Genomic DNA, 18,207 nt, shown 5'->3' on the forward strand with positions numbered 1-18,207 from the left:
GGCGCGGTCGGAGTGCGGACGAGCGAGAGGGGCCGGCGTGTACCGACTGCGGGAGTGGGGGCCGGGAGACACCGACCGGCTGCTGGAGGCGTTCGCCGAACCGGAGCTGGCCTGGCAGGCGCCGACGGTGCCGACCACCTCGGACCAGGCCCGCGAGTGGATCGTCCGGCAGCGGTTCCTGGCGCGGGAGGGTTCGGCGTTCGGGTTCGCGGTGGTCGAGGGGGACGGGCCGGTGCTGGGCCACGTCCAGGTGGACGTGACCAGTAGGCGCCTCGACACCGGGTGGGTGTCGTACTGGACCCTGGCCGAGGCGCGGGGGAGGGGCGTGGCCACGGCCGGGGCGCTGCTGGTCTGCGAGTTCGCCTTCGCCGGGCTGGACCTGTTCCGGCTGGAGCTGGGCCACCGCATGAACAACCCGGGTTCGTGCCTGGTGGCGCGCCGGTCCGGGTTCCGGCCGGAGGGGATCGAACGGCAGAAGCTCCGCTACGGCGACGAGCGGTTCGACACGGGCGCGCACGCCCGGCTGGCCACCGACCCGGTGGAGGGTGTGGAGCTCCGGCCCTGCGCGTACTGAACGCCGGGAGGCCCCGGCACGAACGAGGACGCGGGGCGCGGCCGTGCCGTGCCCCGCGTCCCCACGACGTTCGCGCGCCCGAGGGACGGACTAGTCCATGGCGACGATGCCGGAGGTGACGTCCTTGGAGACCACGTTGCAGTCGCCGCCGCCCAGGCCGGAGAAGGCGAGAACCTCGGCGCAGATCGGCACGGTGACGTTCTGGATCTCGGAGTTGTTGTCCGCGGCGGCGGGGCCGGCCATGGCGCCGAGGGCGAGGCCGGTGGCGAGGACGAGGCCGGAGAAGGAGGCGAAGCGCTTCATGGTGTTGGTCCTTTTCGGTTCGTGGTGCGATCGTTGATGCTGTAGGGACCTGGCAGGTCCCGTGGTGACAGGCTGGATACGTGAGCGGGGCCGGTCCTAGTCGTGGACGGCGATGCCGTTCGTGGAGTCCCAGCTCACCACGTTGCAGTCACCGCCGCTGGCGCCGGAGGCCGCGAGCACGTCCAGGCAGATCGGGATCGTGATGTTCTGGATCTCGGCGTTGTTGTCCGCGGCGGCGGTGCCGGTCATGGCACCGAAGGCGAGGCCGGTGGCGAGGACGAATCCGGAAACCTTGGCGATACGGGACATTCTTCTTGCCTTTCGGAAGTTCAAAACGGGCTGGCTGTAGCCGCCGTAAATAACTTAGCGTAATTAACCGCGCGCTTGGAGTACTTTCGGGGAAGGATCCAGAGTTTCCTCAGGTTTTCCTCGGCTTCGTGGGTGACATGACGGACATGTCGTCGCTTCGAAGCGTCATCGCGTTACTGAACCGAAAGCATGGCGAGAAGCCGTTTCTGGCGAATGCATCGGAAACGGTGAGTATCTGACATCAGACACACAAAAGGACCCGCATGGTGGTGCACCATGCGGGCCCTGCGCCTCGGCGGTTCTGCGGGGAAGGAGTCCTCGCCCGGCGCCCGGACCGCGTCCCCGTGGCGAGCGGGTGCCCGACACGCGGAGTCCGGCCCGGGCCTACCAGCCCTGCTGCTGCCCGTATCCCGGGTACTGCTGCCCGTAGCCGGGGTGCTGCCCGTACCCCGGCTGCTGCCCGTAGCCGGGCTGCTGGCCGTACCCGGGGTACTGCTGCTGGTCGTATCCCGGGTACTGCTGGCCGTAGCCGGGCTGCTGGCCGTAGCCGGCGTACGGGTCCTGCGGCTGCGCACCCGTCGGATAGTGCTGGTGGGGCTGCTGCTGGCCGGAGGGCTCCTGCGGGTACGTCTGGGCCCTCTCCGCGGCCCCGTCCTGCCTGCCGTCCGGGTCCGGACGGAAGATGAACAGGCGGGCGGGCTTGTCGCCCTCCTCGCCCGGGGTGATCAGGTCCAGGCGCCAGCCGGCCTCCTCGATCCCCTCCAGGATGCGGGTCAGCCCGGGACGCAGTTTGCTGGAGGGCTCGTCGTAGGCGTTCACCTCTAACTGGATGACGAACATCCGACGCTTCTGCTGCGCGGCGACCTTGGCATGCTCGACGACCGTGCTGTCCCTCACGACCTGCGTGACGCTCATGAATAACCGTACCCATCTGCTCTGCGTGGAGCTTGCCGTACCCGTCGGGCTGCTACCCGGTCATCCGCGTCCACCGTGGCGGGACTCCCGCCGGGCTCCGCAACCATGATGCCCCCTGCGGGCACATCTGGCCACAGAACCCGAACGGCCACCTGCCGGGAGGCCACCGGCGGACGGTCAGGAGGAGGCGGCGGCGCGGACGGCCTCGACGACGGGCGTCTCTCCGTTCACCAGGTTGAGAACCTTCCCGACCGTTCCCGGTTCGTCCAGAAGGGCGACGATCACCGAGGCCACGTCCTCACGGGTCACGGAGTCGCGCTCGACGTCGGAGCCCAGCGCCACCCTTCCGGTGCCCGGATCGTCCGTCAGCCGCCCGGGACGCAGGATCGTCCAGTCCAGCTCCAGCCCGCGTTCGCGCAGGTCGGCGTCCGCGGCGCGCTTGGCCTCCACGTAGGCCGCCCACACCTCGCCGGTGCCCTCCGGCACCGGCTCGTCCACGTTGATGGCCGACACCTGCACGAGACGGCGCACACCCGCCAGCGAGGCGGCGTCGGCGGTCAGCACGGCCGCCTTGTGGTCCACGGTCTCCTTGCGGGCCGCGTCGCTGCCCGGGCCCGCGCCCGCGGCGAACACGACGCCGTCGGCGTTCATGACCTTCTCGGCCAGCTCGGTGACGGTGGCCTTCTCCAGGTCGATCACGGCCGGCTCGGCACCGGCGGCGACCACGTCCCGGGAGTGGTCGGGGTTACGGATGAGGGCGACGGGCTCGTCACCGCGGTCGGCCAGCTGCCTGGCCAGTCGCAGCGCGATCTTCCCGTGTCCCCCGGCGATGACGATACGCATGGGAGAAGCGTATGCCCTCGGAACCCGGGGACCGGGGCGCGACCCCGGCGACGGGCGGAGCGCTCCGGGCTCCGCGCACGGCCTCTCGGCCCGGTGCGGAGCCCGGCTCCGGTACTACTCGACGGTCCAGGTGTCCCCGCTGCCCAGCAGGGCGGCCAGCTCACCGTCGCCGCGCTCGGCGCGGGCGTCGGCGACCTGCTCGTTCATCAGGTCGTCGTAGGTGGGACGGCGCACGTCCCTGAACACACCGACCGGCACGTGCTCGAACGCCGGGAGGTCCAGGCGCGACAGCGCGAACGCGTACCCCGGGTCCTCCCGGTGCGCGTCGTGCCGGATCAGCCGGTCCTCGCCCACCGAGTCCACGTCCACGACCTCCAGGCCGCCGAACTCCCCGGCGACCACGCCCCGGTCGGAGCCCAGCCGCAGCGGCTCACCGTGCTCCATGCGCAGCAGGCGGGCGTCGCGCGCCGCGGGGTCCTTCAACGGCTCGAACGCGTCGTCGTTGAAGATCGGGCAGTTCTGGTAGATCTCCACGAACGAGGCGCCCGGATGGTCGGCCGCCGCCCGCAGCACCGAGGTGAGGTGTTTGCGGTCGGAGTCGACCGTGCGGGCCACGAACGAGGCCTCCGCGCCCAGTGCCAGCGACACGGGGTTGAACGGGTGGTCCAGCGAGCCCACCGGCGAGGACTTGGTGATCTTCCCGGCCTCGGAGGTGGGGGAGTACTGGCCCTTGGTCAGCCCGTAGATCCTGTTGTTGAACAGCAGGATGTTGATGTTGACGTTGCGGCGCAGCGCGTGGATGAGGTGGTTGCCGCCGATGGACAGCCCGTCGCCGTCACCGGTCACCACCCACACCGACAGGTCCGGGCGGCTGGCGGCCAGCCCGGTCGCGATCGCCGGTGCGCGCCCGTGGATCGAGTGCATGCCGTACGTGCTCAGGTAGTAGGGGAAGCGGGAGGAGCAGCCGATCCCCGACACCATCACGATGTTCTCGCGCGGTACGCCCAGTTCGGGCAGGAAGGACTGGAAGGCGGCCAGGATCGCGTAGTCGCCGCAGCCCGGGCACCAGCGCACGTCCTGGCCGGACTTGAAGTCCTTCATCCTGTACGCGGTGTCACTCCTGGGAACCAGGCGCAGGCCTCCCGGAGCGCCGGCCCCGTCCTCCGGGCCGCCGTGGACGTGGCCGTCCTGGCCGGGGCCGTGCCCCGTCGCGTTCTCAGTCACGGTCGATGACCTCCTGCAGCACGTCCGCGAGCTCCTCGGCCTTGAACGGCAGGCCGCGGACCTTGTTGTAACCGATGACGTCGACCAGGAACCTGCCTCGCAGCAGCAGTGACAGCTGGCCCAGGTTGATCTCGGGGACCACCACCCGCTCGTAGCGGTGCAGCACCTCGCCGAGGTTGGCCGGGAACGGGTTCAGGTGCCGCAGGTGCGCCTGCGCCACCCGGCCGCCCGCACGGCGCACGCGGCGCACCGCCGCGGTGATCGAGCCGTAGGTGCCGCCCCAGCCCAGCACCAGGACGTCGGCCTCTCCGCCGGGATCGTCCACCTCCAGTTCGGGGATGTCCCGGGCGATCGCCTCGATCTTGCCCTGGCGCGTGCGCACCATCAGGTCGTGGTTGGCGGGCGTGTAGGAGATGTCACCGCTCTGCGCGTGCTTCTCGATGCCGCCGATCCGGTGCTCCAGACCGGCCGTGCCCGGCACCGCCCACGGGCGGGCGAGCGTCTCCTCGTCGCGCAGGTAGGGGAGGAAGTCCCCCTCCGCCCCGTTCGGTCCGGTCGCGAACCCCGGATCGATCTCCGGCAGGTCGGACACCTCCGGCAGCCGCCAGGGCTCCGACCCGTTGGCCAGGTACCCGTCGGAGAGCACGACCACCGGCGTGCGGTAGCGCACCGCGATCCGGACCGCCTCCAGCGCGGCGTCGAAGCAGTTGGCGGGCGAGGAGGGCGCCACCACCGGCACCGGGGACTCGCCGTTGCGCCCGTACAGGGCCATGAGCAGGTCGGTCTGCTCGGTCTTGGTCGGCATGCCGGTACTCGGTCCGGCGCGCTGCACGTCGATGACCACCAGCGGCAGCTCGGTCATCACCGCCAGCCCCACGGTCTCCTGTTTGAGCACCATGCCCGGGCCGGAGGTGGTGGTGACCCCCAGGGACCCGCCGAAGGACGCGCCCAGGGCGGCGCCCACACCGGAGATCTCGTCCTCGGCCTGGAACGTGCGCACACCGAACTGCTTGTGCCTGGACAGCTCGTGCAGGATGTCCGAGGCCGGGGTGATCGGGTACGAGCCCAGGAACAGGGGCAGCCCCGACCGCTTGGACCCGGCGATCAGACCGTAGGCGGTGGCCAGGTTGCCGGTGATGTTGCGGTAGGTGCCCGCCGGGAGCCTGGCGGGTTTGATCTCGTAGGAGACCGCGAAGTCCTCGGTGGTCTCACCGAAGTTCCACCCGGCCTGGAACGCGCTCAGGTTCGCGGCGAGGATGTCGGGCTTGGCGGAGAACTTCGACTTCAGGAACGAGGTCGTCCCCTCGGTCGGCCGGTTGTACATCCACGACAGCAGCCCCAGGGCGAACATGTTCTTCGCCCGTTGCGCGTCCTTCTTGGAGACGTCCGTGCCGGCCAGCGCCTCCACCGTCATGGAGGTCAGGGGCACCGCGCTCACCTTGAACGAGTCCAGGGTCCCGTCCGTGAGCGGGTCGACCGTGTACCCCACCTTGGCCAGGCTGCGCTTGGTGAACTCGTCGGTGTTGACGATCACGGTGGCGCCCCGGGGCAGGTCGCCCAGGTTGACCTTGAGGGCGGCGGGGTTCATCGCCACCAGCACGTCCGGCGCGTCGCCCGGAGTCATGATGTCGTGGTCGGCGAAGTGCAGCTGGAAGCTGGACACCCCCGGGAGCGTCCCGGCGGGCGCGCGGATCTCCGCGGGGAAGTTCGGCAGGGTCGACAGGTCGTTGCCGAACGACGCCGTCTCCTGTGTGAAGCGGTCACCGGTCAGCTGCATGCCGTCGCCGGAGTCACCGGCGAAGCGGATGACGACGCGGTCGAGCTGTTCGATCTGTTTGGCCACTGAGATCGACGACCTCCTTGGTGAGCCGCCGGTCGTGACGGGCGGCGGCGCTCGGGTGTCAGCCCCCGACCGGACCGTACCGTCGCGGACGGGTGTCTGGTTCGGGGACGTGGGGACAGCGTTCGCGGCCCTCGCGATCGCCGGATGCGCCAACCCGGTCCCGCGCGGTGTGGTCGTGCCGCGACGGCCGGGCCGCGAAGGAGCCAGCCTTCAACGACACGGCCATCCGCTCACCGGGCCGAGGGGACGGAGTCCCGACGGCCTGGTAGGCGGAGTGATGAGAGCCACGCTCGCACTATAGGTCGTCGGGGGCGCCGGGGCGGCGGCCGGGTGGCGATTCTCACACGGGCGGTTCGCCCGGGAGGCGGGGACGGAAGTGCCGGGAGGTGGGGAAGGAACCGGCGGGTGGAGCGGGGCGTGGGGGAGCCGGGAACCAGGGATGTGACCGACGGCTGGTCACACGGGGAACGCGGGATGCAGACCCGCACGTTTGTCACCATGTATACGCATCCGGGGTCGGCTGAACGAGGAGGTGGCGGCGTGCACGTCAACGTGGCCCGTGCGATCGGCCTGTTCGTCGGTGCCGCGGTACTCGTCGTCACGGTCGGCTGGCTGTGCGGCGCCGAGAAGGGCGCCCAGTTCTCCGCGACCCTGGTGGTGTGCGCCGGGGTGCTGGTCTACCTCTTCGGTGAGTCCCTGGCGCTGCGCGCGATGCGGGCCCGGCCGGTCAGCGAGATCGAGCAGCCCGAGCTGTACCGGATCGTCCGGGAGCTGGCCACCGCGGCCAGGCAGCCGATGCCGAAGCTGTACCTGTCGCCCGTGCGCTCGCCCAACGCCTTCGCCACCGGCGGCAGCCCGCGCCGCGCCGCCGTGTGCTGCACCACGGGGCTGCTGCGCACCCTGGACGAGCGCGAGCTGCGCGGAGTGATCGCCCACGAACTGGCGCACATCCGCGCCCACGACACCCTGATCAGCTCGGTGGCGACCACCCTGACCGCGGTCATCACGGCCATGTCGATGGTCGCGTTCCTCCTCCCGCTCGGGGAGTCGGAGGAGACCGACATGCCCAACCTGCTGGGGGGGCTGATGGTGGCGCTGCTGGCGCCCCTCGCGGCGTTGGTCGTCCACTTCGGAGTGGGGCGCCGACGCGAGTTCCGGGCCGACGAGCAGGCCGCGAGGATGACCGGGGACCCGGAGGGGCTGGCCGCCGCGCTGGGCAAGCTGGAGGCGGGCGCGTACCGGTACCCGCTGCCCCGGGAGCGCAGCCTGCTGGCGTCGGCGCACCTGATGACCACCAACCCGTTCCCGTGCGGTGTGGGCCGCCTCTTCGCCGCCCACCCGCCGACCACCGAGCGCGTCCGGAGGCTGCGGCTCCTGCGCCGTGAGTGGGACATGGGCGGATAGGCACGGCGACGGCCGCCCACCGAGGAGGCGGGCGGCCGTCGCCGTCGTCGCTACCGGTAGTTGACGAACTGGATGGCCAGGTCGAGGTCCTTCTCCTTGATGAGGTTCTGGACCGACTGGAGGTCGTCCTTCTTCTTGGCGCTGACGCGCAGCTCGTCTCCCTGGATCTGGGCCTTGACGCCCTTGGGTCCCTCGTCGCGGATCAGCTTGGAGATCTTCTTGGCGTCCTCGGAGGTGATGCCCTCCTTGAGGCCGACGGGAAGGCGGTACTCCTTGCCGGAGGGGCGGGGCTCGTCGGCGGGGTCAAGGATCTTCAGGGAGAGCTTGCGCTTGATCAGCTTCTCCTTGAAGACCTCCAGGGCGGCGTTGACCCGCTCCTCGGAGTTGCCCTTGATCTCGATCCCGTCATCGCCCTGCCAGGCGATGGTGGTACCGGTGCCCTTGAAGTCGAACCGCTGGGCCAACTCCTTGCCGGTCTGGTTCAGGGCGTTGTCGACCTCCTGACGGTCGAGTTTGGACACGACGTCGAAACTGGAATCGGCGGCCACGTTCGCTCACACCCCGCTAGTCATCATGGGTCGCGGACGCCCGGGGACGCCCGCGTGGGTCTCGTCGGCCCGCGCCGGACCCCCGGTGCGGGCAGGACTCCAGAGCTTAGCCGCGCCCTGCTCAGGCTGCCGAAGTGCCTGTTGGGGGCGCGCCCGGAGAACCGATTTCAGGTTCGGGCGGATCATCCGCTATTCTCGGTGGTGCGCCGCGACGAACACGTCGCCGCAGCCCAGGCAGGTTGCCCGAGTGGCCAATGGGAGCGGACTGTAAATCCGTCGGCTTAGCCTTCCAAGGTTCGAATCCTTGACCTGCCACAGTGGGGAACGAGGCCCCGGCACCATCAGGTGCCGGGGCCTCTTCGTGTTCGGGGGTGCCCGCGGAGCGGGATCCGGGCGCCCCGGGGTGAGGAGACATGGGTCACATCCGTGTCGGCCGACGAGGGCCGACGAGGAGCGGGACCGTGTTCTGGTCCCGGAACTGGCGGCTTCCGCGATTCGGCCGATCGCGTCTCCGTCGCGTTCGGGACACGGGCTGGTAACGCAGTTTTTTCTGCCCGGTGGCGGACGGCCGGGGGAGGGGTGCGCATCCCCATGGGTGCTGAGCTGCGGATTCGCCCTTCCTGCGGGTGGTCCGGGGGTGGGGGCCTGCCGCAGCTGCGCGGATAGCGGATGGTGTGTCCGCTTCGCCGTTCAGGCCCCGGCCTGGGCGGAAGTCAGTCCTTTGCGCGGATCGTGCGAAAAGAGACTCAATATATCTATTCGCGGTCGACGCGAAAAGAGTTCTTGCGACAATATGGACAAACTGCTTTCCGGGTTTCGGCGTTGACAAAAACCGGGGGGCGGATGATGATTGCCCCAGTCCACCGCGACACAGGTGCAAGAAGCGCCTGCGTCTTTTTCTGTCAATCCTCGTATCCGATTCTCGGGGGAAACATGATCAAGAAGATGGCCGCTGCTGGCCTGGTCGCCGGTGCCGCGATGGGCGCTCTCCTCATGGGGGCTCCCGCTCACGCTAGTGGTTCTCACGGTGGGGACCAGCAGTTCAACCAGAACCTGCAGCTGGTTCCGATCCAGTCCTGCAACCTGGAGGCCACCGTCGGCCTGGTCGCGGTCAACATCCCGATCCTGTCGCCGCAGACCACCGGTGACTGCGTGAACGGCCCTGTCGGCACCAACATCAGCTAGTTCCGGCAATCCGTCCGACCGAGACAATATCTCAAACTTTTTCGAAGGGTAATTCAATGCTGCGTAAGCTCGGTGTTGCCGGCCTCGTCGCTGGTGCCGCTTTCGGTGTCGTTCTCTCCGGTTCCCCGGCCTCCGCCGGCTCGACGCACGGCGGCGACCAGCAGTACAACCAGAACCTGCAGGCCGTTCCGGTCCAGCTGTGCAACTCGGAGATCGTCGTCGGCCTGGTCGCGGTCAACGTGCCGGTCCTGTCGCCGCAGACCACGGGCGACTGCGTCAACGGCCCGATCAGCACCAACATCGACTAGGAGATCCCTGACATGCTGCGCAAGTTCACCACTGCCACGGCTGTCGCCGGGATCGCCCTGGGCACCATCCTGGCCGCCACGCCGGCCTCCGCCGGCTCGACGCACGGCGGCGACCAGCAGTACAACCAGAACCTGCAGGCCGTTCCGGTCCAGCTGTGCAACTCGGAGATCGTCGTGGGCATCCTGGCCGCGGTCAACGTGCCGGTCCTGTCGCCGCAGACCACGGGCGACTGCGTCAACGGCCCGATCAGCACCAACATCGACTAGGGGACGGCATGCTGCGCAAGTTCACGGCGGCCGCCGCGATCGCCGGTGTCGCCCTGGGCGCGATGCTCGCCGCCTCGCCCGCCTCCGCAGGCTCGTCGCACGGTGGGGACCAGCAGTTCAACCAGAACCTGCAGTTGGTCCCGATCCAGCTCTGCAACACCGAGCTGTCCGTCGGTCTGGGAGCGGTCAACGTGCCGATCCTGTCGCCGCAGACGACCGGCGACTGCGTCAACGGGCCCGCGTGGACCAACGCGAGCCACGGCGACCACTAGGGACGGCCACGAGGTCGACGACAACGGCCACGGTGACCGACCACCCCCGGGTGGTGGGGACCTCGGCCCCGCGGTAACGGAACACATGGTCCGTCGAGGCCCCCCGGCACCCTGCCGGGGGGCCTCGACGCGGCTCTGGGCCCGCCGTTCCGCCGGACACATGGGGTCACGAGGCGCGGGTAGGCGGATTCGGGATCCAGGGTGTGAGGCCACGGACCACAGGGGCCCGGTGGTCCGAGAGGGACCGAAAGAGGAGGAGAGAGGCCAGATGAGGCGCACGATCCTGACCGGAGCGGCACTACTGCTGGCGGTCACCGCCTGCGGCGAGCAGGTGGCCACGCCCGATGTGCCCGAGGGCGCTCCCGAGGCCGAGCAGAGCCCGCAGGAGGAGGGCGGCGACCCGACGGCGACCAGCAGCCCGGGGGACGCGGCCAGCCCGGAGGACCAGGCCAGCCCGGGAGACGAGGGCGCCGGAGGAGAGGGCCAGGGGTCCTACGTCTTCAACCGGTACGGCGACGAGAACGGGTTCGCCGACCGGCGTCCCACCGACTACGTCGCCACGGAGTTCACCACCTTCTCCGACATGGACTGGCAGGAGTGGTCGGACGAGGCCGCTCGCGGCGAGGGGGAACTGCTGGGGACCTGGTGCATGGACGCGGGCTGCCAGGACGACCCCTACGACGTCGAGGTCGAGCTGGGGGATCCGGTGGAGACCGGCGGCGCCACCTATTTCTCCACCTACACGATCACCGACTACGACGACGACATGTCGGAGGAGGTACGTCAGGCGATGGAGGAGGCCGACGGCGGGCGCCTGGCGGTACCGGCCTCCGAGTAGGTTCCGGCGCGGCGACGGGTCCGGAGGCGGCCGTGTCCGGCGATGGTGAGCTTCACCTCCGTTGTGGCTTCGCAGAATCATGCCAAAGTTCCTCAAAAGAACATAATGCCTGATCAGAGCGGGTGTCGCGGCCCTCTCGGCGGGGCCAGGCGGTGCCGAAACGGGCGTGGCGTGCCCGGGAGGTCTCTAGTCTGCTGAGTTGTGGGACTCAACCAGCGGACGGACAACCGCGCGGACGACGCACAGGGCACCGGGGGGCGACCGGCGCCGCGGCACGGCCGCGCCGCACTGCTGCGCCTGGCCACCTGGTTCGAGGAGGCGGATCCAGGAAGGGCCGACGCCCTCGCCACCGCCGTCTACGCCCTGCCCCCCGCCCTCCACCTGGAGGGACGCGTGGACGAGGGTGTCGCCGCCACCACCAGTTGGTGGCAGGCCGACCCCGACCGCAGCACCGTCATCGAGCGCCCCGGCACCCGGCTGCCCGAGCCGGTCCGCGACCACCGCGCCCAGCAGGCCCGCCTGCGCGACGCGGCCGAGTCCTCCGCGCACTGGCGTCGCGCCGGCGCCGCGCAGATCCGCGCCCTGCTCACCGAGCCCACCGGCCACCGCGCCCGCCTGGACCTGTCCGGGGCGGGGATGGAGGTCCTCATGGAACTCCTCACCGCGGCGCTCGGTTCCGGTGACGCCAGCCGGCGGTCCACGTCGGCCGGGGACCTGGAGTTCGCGCTGCGCCTGCACGTCATCACCGCTCCGGGCGCCGAGGTCACCATCCAGGGCGAGGGCGGCGATCTGACCCTGGAGGGGCTGCGCCTGTGCGTCACCGCCTACGAACAGCACACCGTCGAGGAGGCTGCCGGAAGCGCCGGTGACGGCCCCTTGGACGACGCACCGGAGGAGGACGCACCGGAGGCGACCGGCCCCTCCGCCCCGGAAGAGGCCTCCACGGACCCGTCCCCTCCCGAGTCCCTCACGTACCCGCTCCGCTCGGAGGTCCCGGAGACCCCGGAGCTTCCACCCACTCGGGTGTATCCGGCTGACCAGGGGGAACCCTCCGGGCCGGACGCCGGGGAACCGAATCCCGAAGGTTTCCCCGAAACCCCTGCCGAAGAACCCGAACCCACCGGTAACCTCCCTGGACCGGACCCGGACGCCGAGACCACGGGTCCACTCGACCTGTCCGCGAACCGGTCCTGGACCCGATCGTGGGGGTGATGGAGACGAACACCTACAGCGAGGACGCCGCGCTCATCGGCGAACGCCAGGCCGCGGCCCGCGCCCTGCTGGCGCACCCCCTGCTCACCGAGCGCACCCACCCGGCGGAGTTCCCCCTCGTGCGCTCCCACGCCGAGTGGCTCGTCCAGAGGTTCCAACGCGTGCTCGGCTACCGGCTGACCGTCGCCGCCGACCACGCCCGCCTGGTCAAGAGGGGCCTGGCTCCGGGGACCGCGCGGCCCTTCACGCGTACGACCGGGGCGCCCTTCACCCCGCGCACGTACACCTACCTCGCCCTGGCCCTGGCCGTCCTGGTCGAGGAGCACGGCCCCACCACGGTCCGACGGCTGGCCGGCCAGGTCCGCTCCGCCGCGCACGAGGCCGGGGTCGACGCCGATCCGGGGCGGAGCCTCGGCGAGCGCCGCGCCTTCTGCGCGGCTCTGCGGCACCTGGCCGGGCTCGGAGCCCTCACCGAGACCTCCGGCGCCATCGCCGACCACCAGGCCGATCCCGCGGCCGATCCGCACCTGCTCCCGCGCACGCAGATCCTTCGCTCCGTCGCCGCCCACCTGCCCCGCGCCGACGACGACCCGGACTCCTTCCTCGCGGCCGCCTCCGACACCGACCCCGACGGCGACCAGCAGGGCGAGACCTCCCTGCGCCGCCTCCTCGTCGAGACCGCCGTCGTCTACCGCGAGGAGCTTCCCGACCGGCAGCGCGGCCGCCTCGCCGCGCACCAGTGGCGGGCCGCCGCCGCGCTCGGCAACCTGCTCGGCTGCGACACCGAGATCCGTGCCGAGGGCGTCGCCCTCGTGATGCCAGACGAGGCCGGGGCCCACCCCGCCTTCCCCTCCGACGACCCGGTCGGCCAGGTGGCCCTGTCCCTGGTCCGGCACCTCTCCGGCCGCCTTCATCCCGGTCAGCCCGCCACCTCCGTCTCCGTTCCGGAGCGTGAGATGGACACCGCCCTGGGGGCCCTCTGCGGCGCGGACGCCCCCGCGCGGGCCGAGTGGGTCCGTACCGCCGGACCCGAGGTGCCCGGTCCCGCACGGCTCCGTGAGCGGGTGCTGGCCCTGCTGTCGGGCCTCGGGCTGCTGCGCGGCGGCCCCGGACGGTGGCGGCTCACCGCGGCGGCCGCCCGCTACGGGACCGAAACGGACGAGTACGTCCCGCCGATCCAGGACAATGGCCAACACGGCCGGACACGACCCGACACGACACGTGGTTCCGGTGACGTCCACGTGTCCGAAGCCCCCGTCGATCCCCAGGGCGATCTGAGCCGGGTGGCGTCCGTGCTGCAAGCGGTGGCGAACGAGAAGGTGAGCGCGTCCAGTGGTGACACAGGAGACCAGCCAGGCCCCGGGGGCGGAAGCGGTGGCGGTTCCGACTGAAGCCTCTGCCGACGGGCCCCGTGCCTCCCGCGGCGTCCCCCGCTACCGCCTCGAACGCGCGGGCATCCGCAACGTCTGGCAGTACGACGACCACCTCCTGGACTTCGCGGAGGGGCGGCTGCTGCTGCGCGGCCGCAACGGCGCGGGCAAGTCCAAGGCCCTGGAGATGCTGCTCCCGTTCCTGCTGGACGGGGACGTGCGCCGACTGGACACCACCGGGACGAACAGGACCAGCCTGCGCTGGCTGATGGCCGAGGGCTCCCGCGCGGGCCGCCTCCCCGACACCGAGGAGACCGGTCCCGACCTGCTCGGCGGCCCCGAGGCCGGGGAGGGCGCCGGGGCCGGGGAGGAGGCGGCCGGGGAGGAGGGGGACACCGGTCCCGCCACCAGGCTCGGCTACCTCTGGGTGGAGTTCACCACCGAGCGAGGTGAACGCGGACTCGACGCCGCGGCCCGGACCGGCACGGGCCCCCGGAGCGCCTCCGCGCTGCTCGCCGCGAGCGCCGCGGCCGACGCGGAGCACGGCGCGCACCGGGAGGAGCCCCGAGGCCCCGGCGCCCCGCCCAGCCACCTGACCCTGGGCGCCGCCATCATGGCGGTGGGCGACTCCGACCCGCGCTGCGTGTTCTTCGTCACCGAGCGCAGGGTCGGCCACGACCTCGACCTGGTCACCGACGGCCGTCCCAAGCCCGTGGACCGCCTCCGCTCGGAGATCGGCACCGACAACTGCTTCACCAGCGCCATCCCCTACCGCGCCCGGGTGATGCGCGACCTGTTCGGCATCGACGACTCCGTCCGCTACCGCAACCTCATCCACCTGCTCTACCGGCTGCGCCGCCCCACCATCGGCGACCGCCTGGAGGCAGGTGAGCTCGTCGGGGTCCTGTCCGAGGCGCTGCCGCCCATGGACGAGTCCGTCCTGGACGAGGTCGCCCGCAACATCGCCGACCTGGAGCAGGCCCGCTCCGACAAGGACGCCCTCGCCGAGGCCCGGGCGGGCGTCACCGCCTTCCTGGAGGACTACCGGGGCTATCTGGTCCACGCACTGCGCGCGCGGGTCGCCGAGGTACGCGAACAGATCGACGCCGCCGCGCACCGCACGGAGGAGACCGAGCGGCTGCGCGTCGAACTCGACGGCCTCGTCACCGCGGAGAGCCGGATCTCCGAGGAGCGCGACCAGGCCCGCCGCACCCGCGACACCGCCAGGGCCGACGACGGGACCCTCGCCACCGCACAGGACGGCGCCGCCGCCGCTGCCACCGGCAACGAGCGCCGCGCCTACGACGCCGCCGTGGGCGCCTACATCCGTGCGGCCGAGGCCGCCTGGGTCGCCGCCGAGCACGCCGAACGGGTGGAACGGCACGCCGTCGAACGGTTGGGCGAGGACTCCGACACGGTCGAGCGCGCACTGGACGTGCTGCGCCAGACCCACGCCGAGGCCTCGCACGCGGCCACGGCCGCGGGGATCGACCCCGGTGTCCTCGGCGCCGTCCCGGACCCGGCCCTCACCGTCCACGCGCCGCGCGAGAGCACCACGCGGGTGGACCTGCGGGGGCTGGAACAGGCCGTCGAACGCGAACCCGTGGAGGGCGTCGACCTGGACGGCCTGCGCGACCGACTGGGACGCCTCCACGACCGGCTCACGGGGGCCGCCGGGCGCGCCGCCGACCGGACCGACCTGGTCGTCCGCCTGACCGGGCTCACGGCCGCCGAGGCCGAGGCCGACCGCCGCATGGTCGCCCTCACGAGCGAGGCCGAGGCCGCCGACGCCGCACTCGAACAGGCCCACACACGTGAGCGGGAGGCCGTCGGCGGGGTACGGCGGGAGAGCGCCGCCTACGCGGAGGGCGTCCGGGAGTGGGCCGCGCGGCTGCGGGACTCCAGCCACGCGCACGCCCTGGGCGAGGCCATCCACGAGTTGGAGGGCAGCGTCGAACTGCCCATCAACGACTCCCTGCGCGTCCTGGACCCGGACGTGCCCGCCACGGTCGCCCGCCTCGCGTACGCGGCCGTGGACCCCCTGCTGGAGGAGCTGCGGTCACGCCGGGACGTGGCGGTGGGGGAGGAGGGCCAGCTCTCCGACGAACTCGCCGAACTGGCGGACCGGAGGACGGGGAACACCGAGCACGCCCCCGAGCGCCCGGGCTGGGCCACCCACTCGCGACCCGCCGGGGACGGCGTCCCGCTGTACGCGGCCGTCGACTTCGCGGAGGGGCTCAGCACACGCGAGCAGGCCGGGCTGGAGGCGGCGCTGGAGGCCAGCGGGCTGCTGGCCGGGTGGGTGCGCGCCGACGGCACCCTCCACGACCCGACGACGCGGGACCTGATGGTCTCCCCGGTACCGGCCCCGGCGCTGTCGAGGCCGTTCAGGGGACGGACGCTGCTCGACGTCCTCGTTCCGGCCGCACTCCCCGGCTCCGGACCCGGCCGCGCCGTCGACCAGGACGGCCTGCGGGCCCTGCTGTCCTCCGTGGCGCTGTACTCGGACGCGGAGATGGAACGGGCCCGGGGCGAGGAGGCCGACAACGACGCCAGGCACCGCCGGGACGGCCACGGCTCCCCGGACACCGAGCCCAGGCACCGCCGCGACAGCCAGGGCGCCGTCGTCCTGACCAGCGCCGTGTCCCTCTCCGGGAGCTGGCGCCTGGGCGTCGCCTCCGGTGCCCACCACAAGAGCGAACCCGAGTACATCGGCGAGGCCGCCCGCAAGCGCGCCCGTGACCGGAAGTCGGCCAACACCGACCGCCGGATGGCGATCGCCGAGGCCCTGCTCGCCGAGGCGGGCGAACGCCGCTGGGCGGTCGAGCACTCCTACGCCGAGCTCATGGAGGTCTCCCGCGGCCTGCCCGACCCGTCCCCCCTGATCCGCGCCTGGGCCACGCTGGAGGTCGCCCGCGAGGACGTGGCCGCCGCCCGCCGCGCGCACGACGTGGCGCGCGCCACCGCGGACTCCTGCCGGTCCGAGCTGCTCGACGTCCGTGCGAGGCTGCGCGCCTCCGCCGCGGTGGGCGGCGCCGGGGAGGCGGAGGGCTCCTCGTGGGAGCAGGACCTGCCCACCACGCGCGCCGAGCTGGACAGCGCCCTGCGCGCCCTCGACCACCTGCGCGTGCTCATCGCCTCGGCTCTACGGGACCTGGACGTCCTGGCCTGGGCACTGGCCGACCACGAGACCCACGTCGGCGCGTGGCGGGCCGCGCGGGCCGACCGGGTGCTGGCCGAGGACGCCCGCGCCGCGGCCATCGACGACATGATCACCGTCCGCCGCCAGATCGAGCTCGGCGACCGGGCGCGGAGCGTGGCCCCCGAACAGCTCGACTCCGCGCGCGAGCAGGTGAGGGCCAGGGCCGAGGAGGTCGTCCAGCGGCTGCCCGAACTCGAACGCGGCGCCCAGCGGGCCCGCGACGAGCGGATCAGCGCCGAGACGCGCCTGACCGTGGCGACGCGGGAGAGGGGCGAGCAGGTACGCCGCGCGCTCGCGGCGGGGGACGGGCTGGTCTCGGCGGTCACCACGGAGGACGCGGACGGCACCGACGTTCCCGACACGGTGCTGCTGAGCGCCGCCGGTCTGGGACCCCGCGCCGGACAGGACGCTCCTCTGGACGCCTACCTCGCCGCCCGTGGCGAGGCGACCCCTCCCGCCCCGGACACCCGCCTCGCCCTGCTGGAGGCCTTCGTCGACCAGGTGGAGGAGGGACTCACCGTCCCGGAGGCCGGGGCGGAGGTCGACGACAGCGCCGTCCTGAGCAGTCGTGAGGACCTTGACCGCCTGCTCGCGTCGACGGGCTGGGCACAGATCCGCACCGAGATGAGCGAGCCCCGGGGCATCAAACGCCTCACCGTGCACGACGCGGAGGGCGCCCACGACGTCACCGCCTACGCCGAACGGGTCGCGACCGCCGTCGCCGGGGCCGAGGAGACCGTCGCGGTCGCCGAGGAGGAGGCCTTCGAGCGGCACCTCCTGGGCGAGCTGGCCGGCCACCTGACCCGCCAGATCGACGAGGCACGGGCCCTCATCGCGACGATGAACGACGTCCTCAAGGACGTCACCACCTCGGCCGGGCTCGGCGTGCGCCTGGACTGGCGGCTGGCCCCCGACGCGGGCGCGGACGTGGAGGCGGTCGTGCCGCTCCTGGCCACGCCCGCCGAGGAGCGTACCCGTGTGGAGACCACGCGGCTGCGGGACGCGCTGCGGCGCTGCATCGAGGCGATCCGCCGCCTGGACCCCACCGCCACGGGCGGCGCACAGCTGCGCGCCGCGCTGGACTACCGGTCCTGGTTCACGTTCACCGTGTACGTGACCGACGCCGCGGGCGACGAGCGGCGCCTGGGACACCGTACGGCGCTCAGCCAGGGCGAACAGCGGGTGGTGGCCTACCTGGTGCTGTTCGCCGCCGCCGCCGCGCACTTCGACGCCCTGGCCGCGCGCGTTCCGTGGGCGCCGAGGCTGATCCTGCTCGACGACGCCTTCGCCAAGGTCGACGAGCCCACGCACGGGCGCCTGCTCGGCCTGCTGGTGGAGCTGGACCTGGACTTCGTCCTGACGTCGGAACGGGTGTGGGGGTGCTTCGCCAGCGTGCCGAGCCTGAACATCTACGAGTGCCTGAGGGACCCGAACGTGCCGGGTATCGCGACCCTGCACTTCACATGGGACGGGAGCAGGAGACGCCTCGTCGGTGTGTAGAGGACTCCGGAGTGGGGAGCCCGACCGGGGGAGGGGCGGGTGTTCGGCGAGCGCTTCCTCCCGGCCTGTCCTAGTCTGCTTGTGCAGGAA

At 71.9% G+C, this 18,207-nt stretch carries 17 protein-coding genes and 1 tRNA gene; 11 read left to right on the forward strand and 7 right to left on the reverse strand.

The features are described from left to right. The first annotated feature begins 37 nt into the window (after window positions 1-37). Entirely contained in the window at window positions 38-574 is a 537-nt protein-coding gene (locus FYX01_RS06100; protein ID WP_150238405.1) for a GNAT family N-acetyltransferase, read from the forward strand. Window positions 575-664: 90 nt separating this feature from the next. Here the strand turns inward: FYX01_RS06100 and FYX01_RS06105 are convergent, their stop codons facing one another. The 6 genes from FYX01_RS06105 to FYX01_RS06130 form a co-directional block, all read right to left on the reverse strand. After that, a complete protein-coding gene (locus FYX01_RS06105) occupies window positions 665-877 on the reverse strand; it encodes a hypothetical protein (protein WP_150238407.1) in 213 nt (70 codons plus the stop codon). Window positions 878-973: 96 nt separating this feature from the next. Next, window positions 974-1,186 carry a hypothetical protein gene (locus tag FYX01_RS06110; protein WP_150238409.1) on the reverse strand — a complete coding sequence of 71 codons (213 nt, stop codon included), beginning with the start codon at window positions 1,184-1,186 and terminating at the stop codon, window positions 974-976. Between the two features lie 384 nt (window positions 1,187-1,570). Beyond that, the gene (locus FYX01_RS06115; RefSeq protein ID WP_150238411.1) at window positions 1,571-2,101 is read right to left on the reverse strand and encodes a hypothetical protein; all 531 of its coding nucleotides are present in this window, start codon (window positions 2,099-2,101) and stop codon (window positions 1,571-1,573) included. Window positions 2,102-2,278: 177 nt separating this feature from the next. Then, the gene (locus tag FYX01_RS06120; RefSeq protein ID WP_150238413.1) at window positions 2,279-2,944 is read right to left on the reverse strand and encodes an SDR family oxidoreductase; all 666 of its coding nucleotides are present in this window, start codon (window positions 2,942-2,944) and stop codon (window positions 2,279-2,281) included. Window positions 2,945-3,058: 114 nt separating this feature from the next. After that, on the reverse strand, window positions 3,059-4,168 hold the full coding sequence (locus FYX01_RS06125; protein ID WP_190394204.1) for a 2-oxoacid:ferredoxin oxidoreductase subunit beta: 1,110 nt from the start codon (window positions 4,166-4,168) through the stop codon (window positions 3,059-3,061). Further along, complete coding sequence (locus FYX01_RS06130; protein ID WP_150238415.1) at window positions 4,161-6,011, reverse strand: 2-oxoacid:acceptor oxidoreductase subunit alpha; 1,851 nt, start codon at window positions 6,009-6,011, stop codon at window positions 4,161-4,163. Before FYX01_RS06130 ends, FYX01_RS06125 begins: the two co-directional genes overlap by 8 nt. 540 nt (window positions 6,012-6,551) lie before the next feature. On the opposite strand from FYX01_RS06130, the gene FYX01_RS06135 reads away from it, so the two are divergent. Beyond that, window positions 6,552-7,415, forward strand: a complete 864-nt coding sequence (locus FYX01_RS06135; RefSeq protein WP_150238417.1) for a M48 family metalloprotease — start codon at window positions 6,552-6,554, stop codon at window positions 7,413-7,415. Between the two features lie 50 nt (window positions 7,416-7,465). Here FYX01_RS06135 and FYX01_RS06140 read toward each other — a convergent pair whose 3' ends face one another. Continuing rightward, window positions 7,466-7,963 (reverse strand): YajQ family cyclic di-GMP-binding protein, encoded by a 498-nt coding sequence (locus tag FYX01_RS06140; protein WP_150238419.1) that lies wholly within the window; start codon window positions 7,961-7,963, stop codon window positions 7,466-7,468. A 233-nt stretch (window positions 7,964-8,196) separates the two neighbouring features. Here FYX01_RS06140 and FYX01_RS06145 point away from each other — a divergent pair. The 9 genes from FYX01_RS06145 (at window position 8,197) to FYX01_RS06185 (ending at window position 18,117) form a co-directional block, all read left to right on the forward strand. Next, window positions 8,197-8,278 (forward strand) — tRNA-Tyr (locus FYX01_RS06145). Between the two features lie 618 nt (window positions 8,279-8,896). Continuing rightward, the gene (locus tag FYX01_RS06150; protein WP_150238421.1) at window positions 8,897-9,148 is read left to right on the forward strand and encodes a hypothetical protein; all 252 of its coding nucleotides are present in this window, start codon (window positions 8,897-8,899) and stop codon (window positions 9,146-9,148) included. Between the two features lie 56 nt (window positions 9,149-9,204). After that, complete coding sequence (locus FYX01_RS06155; protein ID WP_150238423.1) at window positions 9,205-9,456, forward strand: hypothetical protein; 252 nt, start codon at window positions 9,205-9,207, stop codon at window positions 9,454-9,456. A 12-nt stretch (window positions 9,457-9,468) separates the two neighbouring features. After that, entirely contained in the window at window positions 9,469-9,723 is a 255-nt protein-coding gene (locus tag FYX01_RS06160) for a hypothetical protein (protein WP_150238425.1), read from the forward strand. An 8-nt stretch (window positions 9,724-9,731) separates the two neighbouring features. Then, the gene (locus tag FYX01_RS06165) at window positions 9,732-9,995 is read left to right on the forward strand and encodes a hypothetical protein (protein WP_150238427.1); all 264 of its coding nucleotides are present in this window, start codon (window positions 9,732-9,734) and stop codon (window positions 9,993-9,995) included. Window positions 9,996-10,263: 268 nt separating this feature from the next. Continuing rightward, window positions 10,264-10,833 carry a hypothetical protein gene (locus tag FYX01_RS06170; protein WP_150238429.1) on the forward strand — a complete coding sequence of 190 codons (570 nt, stop codon included), beginning with the start codon at window positions 10,264-10,266 and terminating at the stop codon, window positions 10,831-10,833. Between the two features lie 201 nt (window positions 10,834-11,034). After that, window positions 11,035-12,045 (forward strand): DUF2397 family protein, encoded by a 1,011-nt coding sequence (locus FYX01_RS06175; protein WP_150238431.1) that lies wholly within the window; start codon window positions 11,035-11,037, stop codon window positions 12,043-12,045. Next, window positions 12,045-13,436 carry a TIGR02678 family protein gene (locus FYX01_RS06180; RefSeq protein ID WP_150238433.1) on the forward strand — a complete coding sequence of 464 codons (1,392 nt, stop codon included), beginning with the start codon at window positions 12,045-12,047 and terminating at the stop codon, window positions 13,434-13,436. Before FYX01_RS06175 ends, FYX01_RS06180 begins: the two co-directional genes overlap by 1 nt. Further along, window positions 13,378-18,117, forward strand: coding sequence for an SbcC/MukB-like Walker B domain-containing protein (locus FYX01_RS06185; protein ID WP_150238435.1), 4,740 nt, complete (start codon window positions 13,378-13,380; stop codon window positions 18,115-18,117). Before FYX01_RS06180 ends, FYX01_RS06185 begins: the two co-directional genes overlap by 59 nt. Window positions 18,118-18,207 lie beyond the last annotated feature (90 nt).

The sequence above is a fragment of the Nocardiopsis quinghaiensis genome (genome assembly GCF_008638365.1).
Classification (GTDB): domain Bacteria; phylum Actinomycetota; class Actinomycetes; order Streptosporangiales; family Streptosporangiaceae; genus Nocardiopsis; species Nocardiopsis quinghaiensis.

Bases quoted from the DNA above. Each gene is read 5' to 3' on its own strand.
- FYX01_RS06110 (WP_150238409.1), bottom strand. From the start codon at position 1,186: ATGTCCCGTATCGCCAAGGTTTCCGGATTCGTCCTCGCCACCGGCCTC.
- FYX01_RS06150 (WP_150238421.1), top strand. From the start codon at position 8,897: ATGATCAAGAAGATGGCCGCTGCTGGCCTGGTCGCCGGTGCCGCGATG.
- FYX01_RS06165 (WP_150238427.1), top strand. From the start codon at position 9,732: ATGCTGCGCAAGTTCACGGCGGCCGCCGCGATCGCCGGTGTCGCCCTG.
- FYX01_RS06160 (WP_150238425.1), top strand. From the start codon at position 9,469: ATGCTGCGCAAGTTCACCACTGCCACGGCTGTCGCCGGGATCGCCCTG.
- FYX01_RS06170 (WP_150238429.1), top strand. From the start codon at position 10,264: ATGAGGCGCACGATCCTGACCGGAGCGGCACTACTGCTGGCGGTCACC.
- FYX01_RS06155 (WP_150238423.1), top strand. From the start codon at position 9,205: ATGCTGCGTAAGCTCGGTGTTGCCGGCCTCGTCGCTGGTGCCGCTTTC.
- FYX01_RS06105 (WP_150238407.1), bottom strand. From the start codon at position 877: ATGAAGCGCTTCGCCTCCTTCTCCGGCCTCGTCCTCGCCACCGGCCTC.
- FYX01_RS06120 (WP_150238413.1), bottom strand. From the start codon at position 2,944: ATGCGTATCGTCATCGCCGGGGGACACGGGAAGATCGCGCTGCGACTG.
- FYX01_RS06115 (WP_150238411.1), bottom strand. From the start codon at position 2,101: ATGAGCGTCACGCAGGTCGTGAGGGACAGCACGGTCGTCGAGCATGCC.
- FYX01_RS06180 (WP_150238433.1), top strand. From the start codon at position 12,045: ATGGAGACGAACACCTACAGCGAGGACGCCGCGCTCATCGGCGAACGC.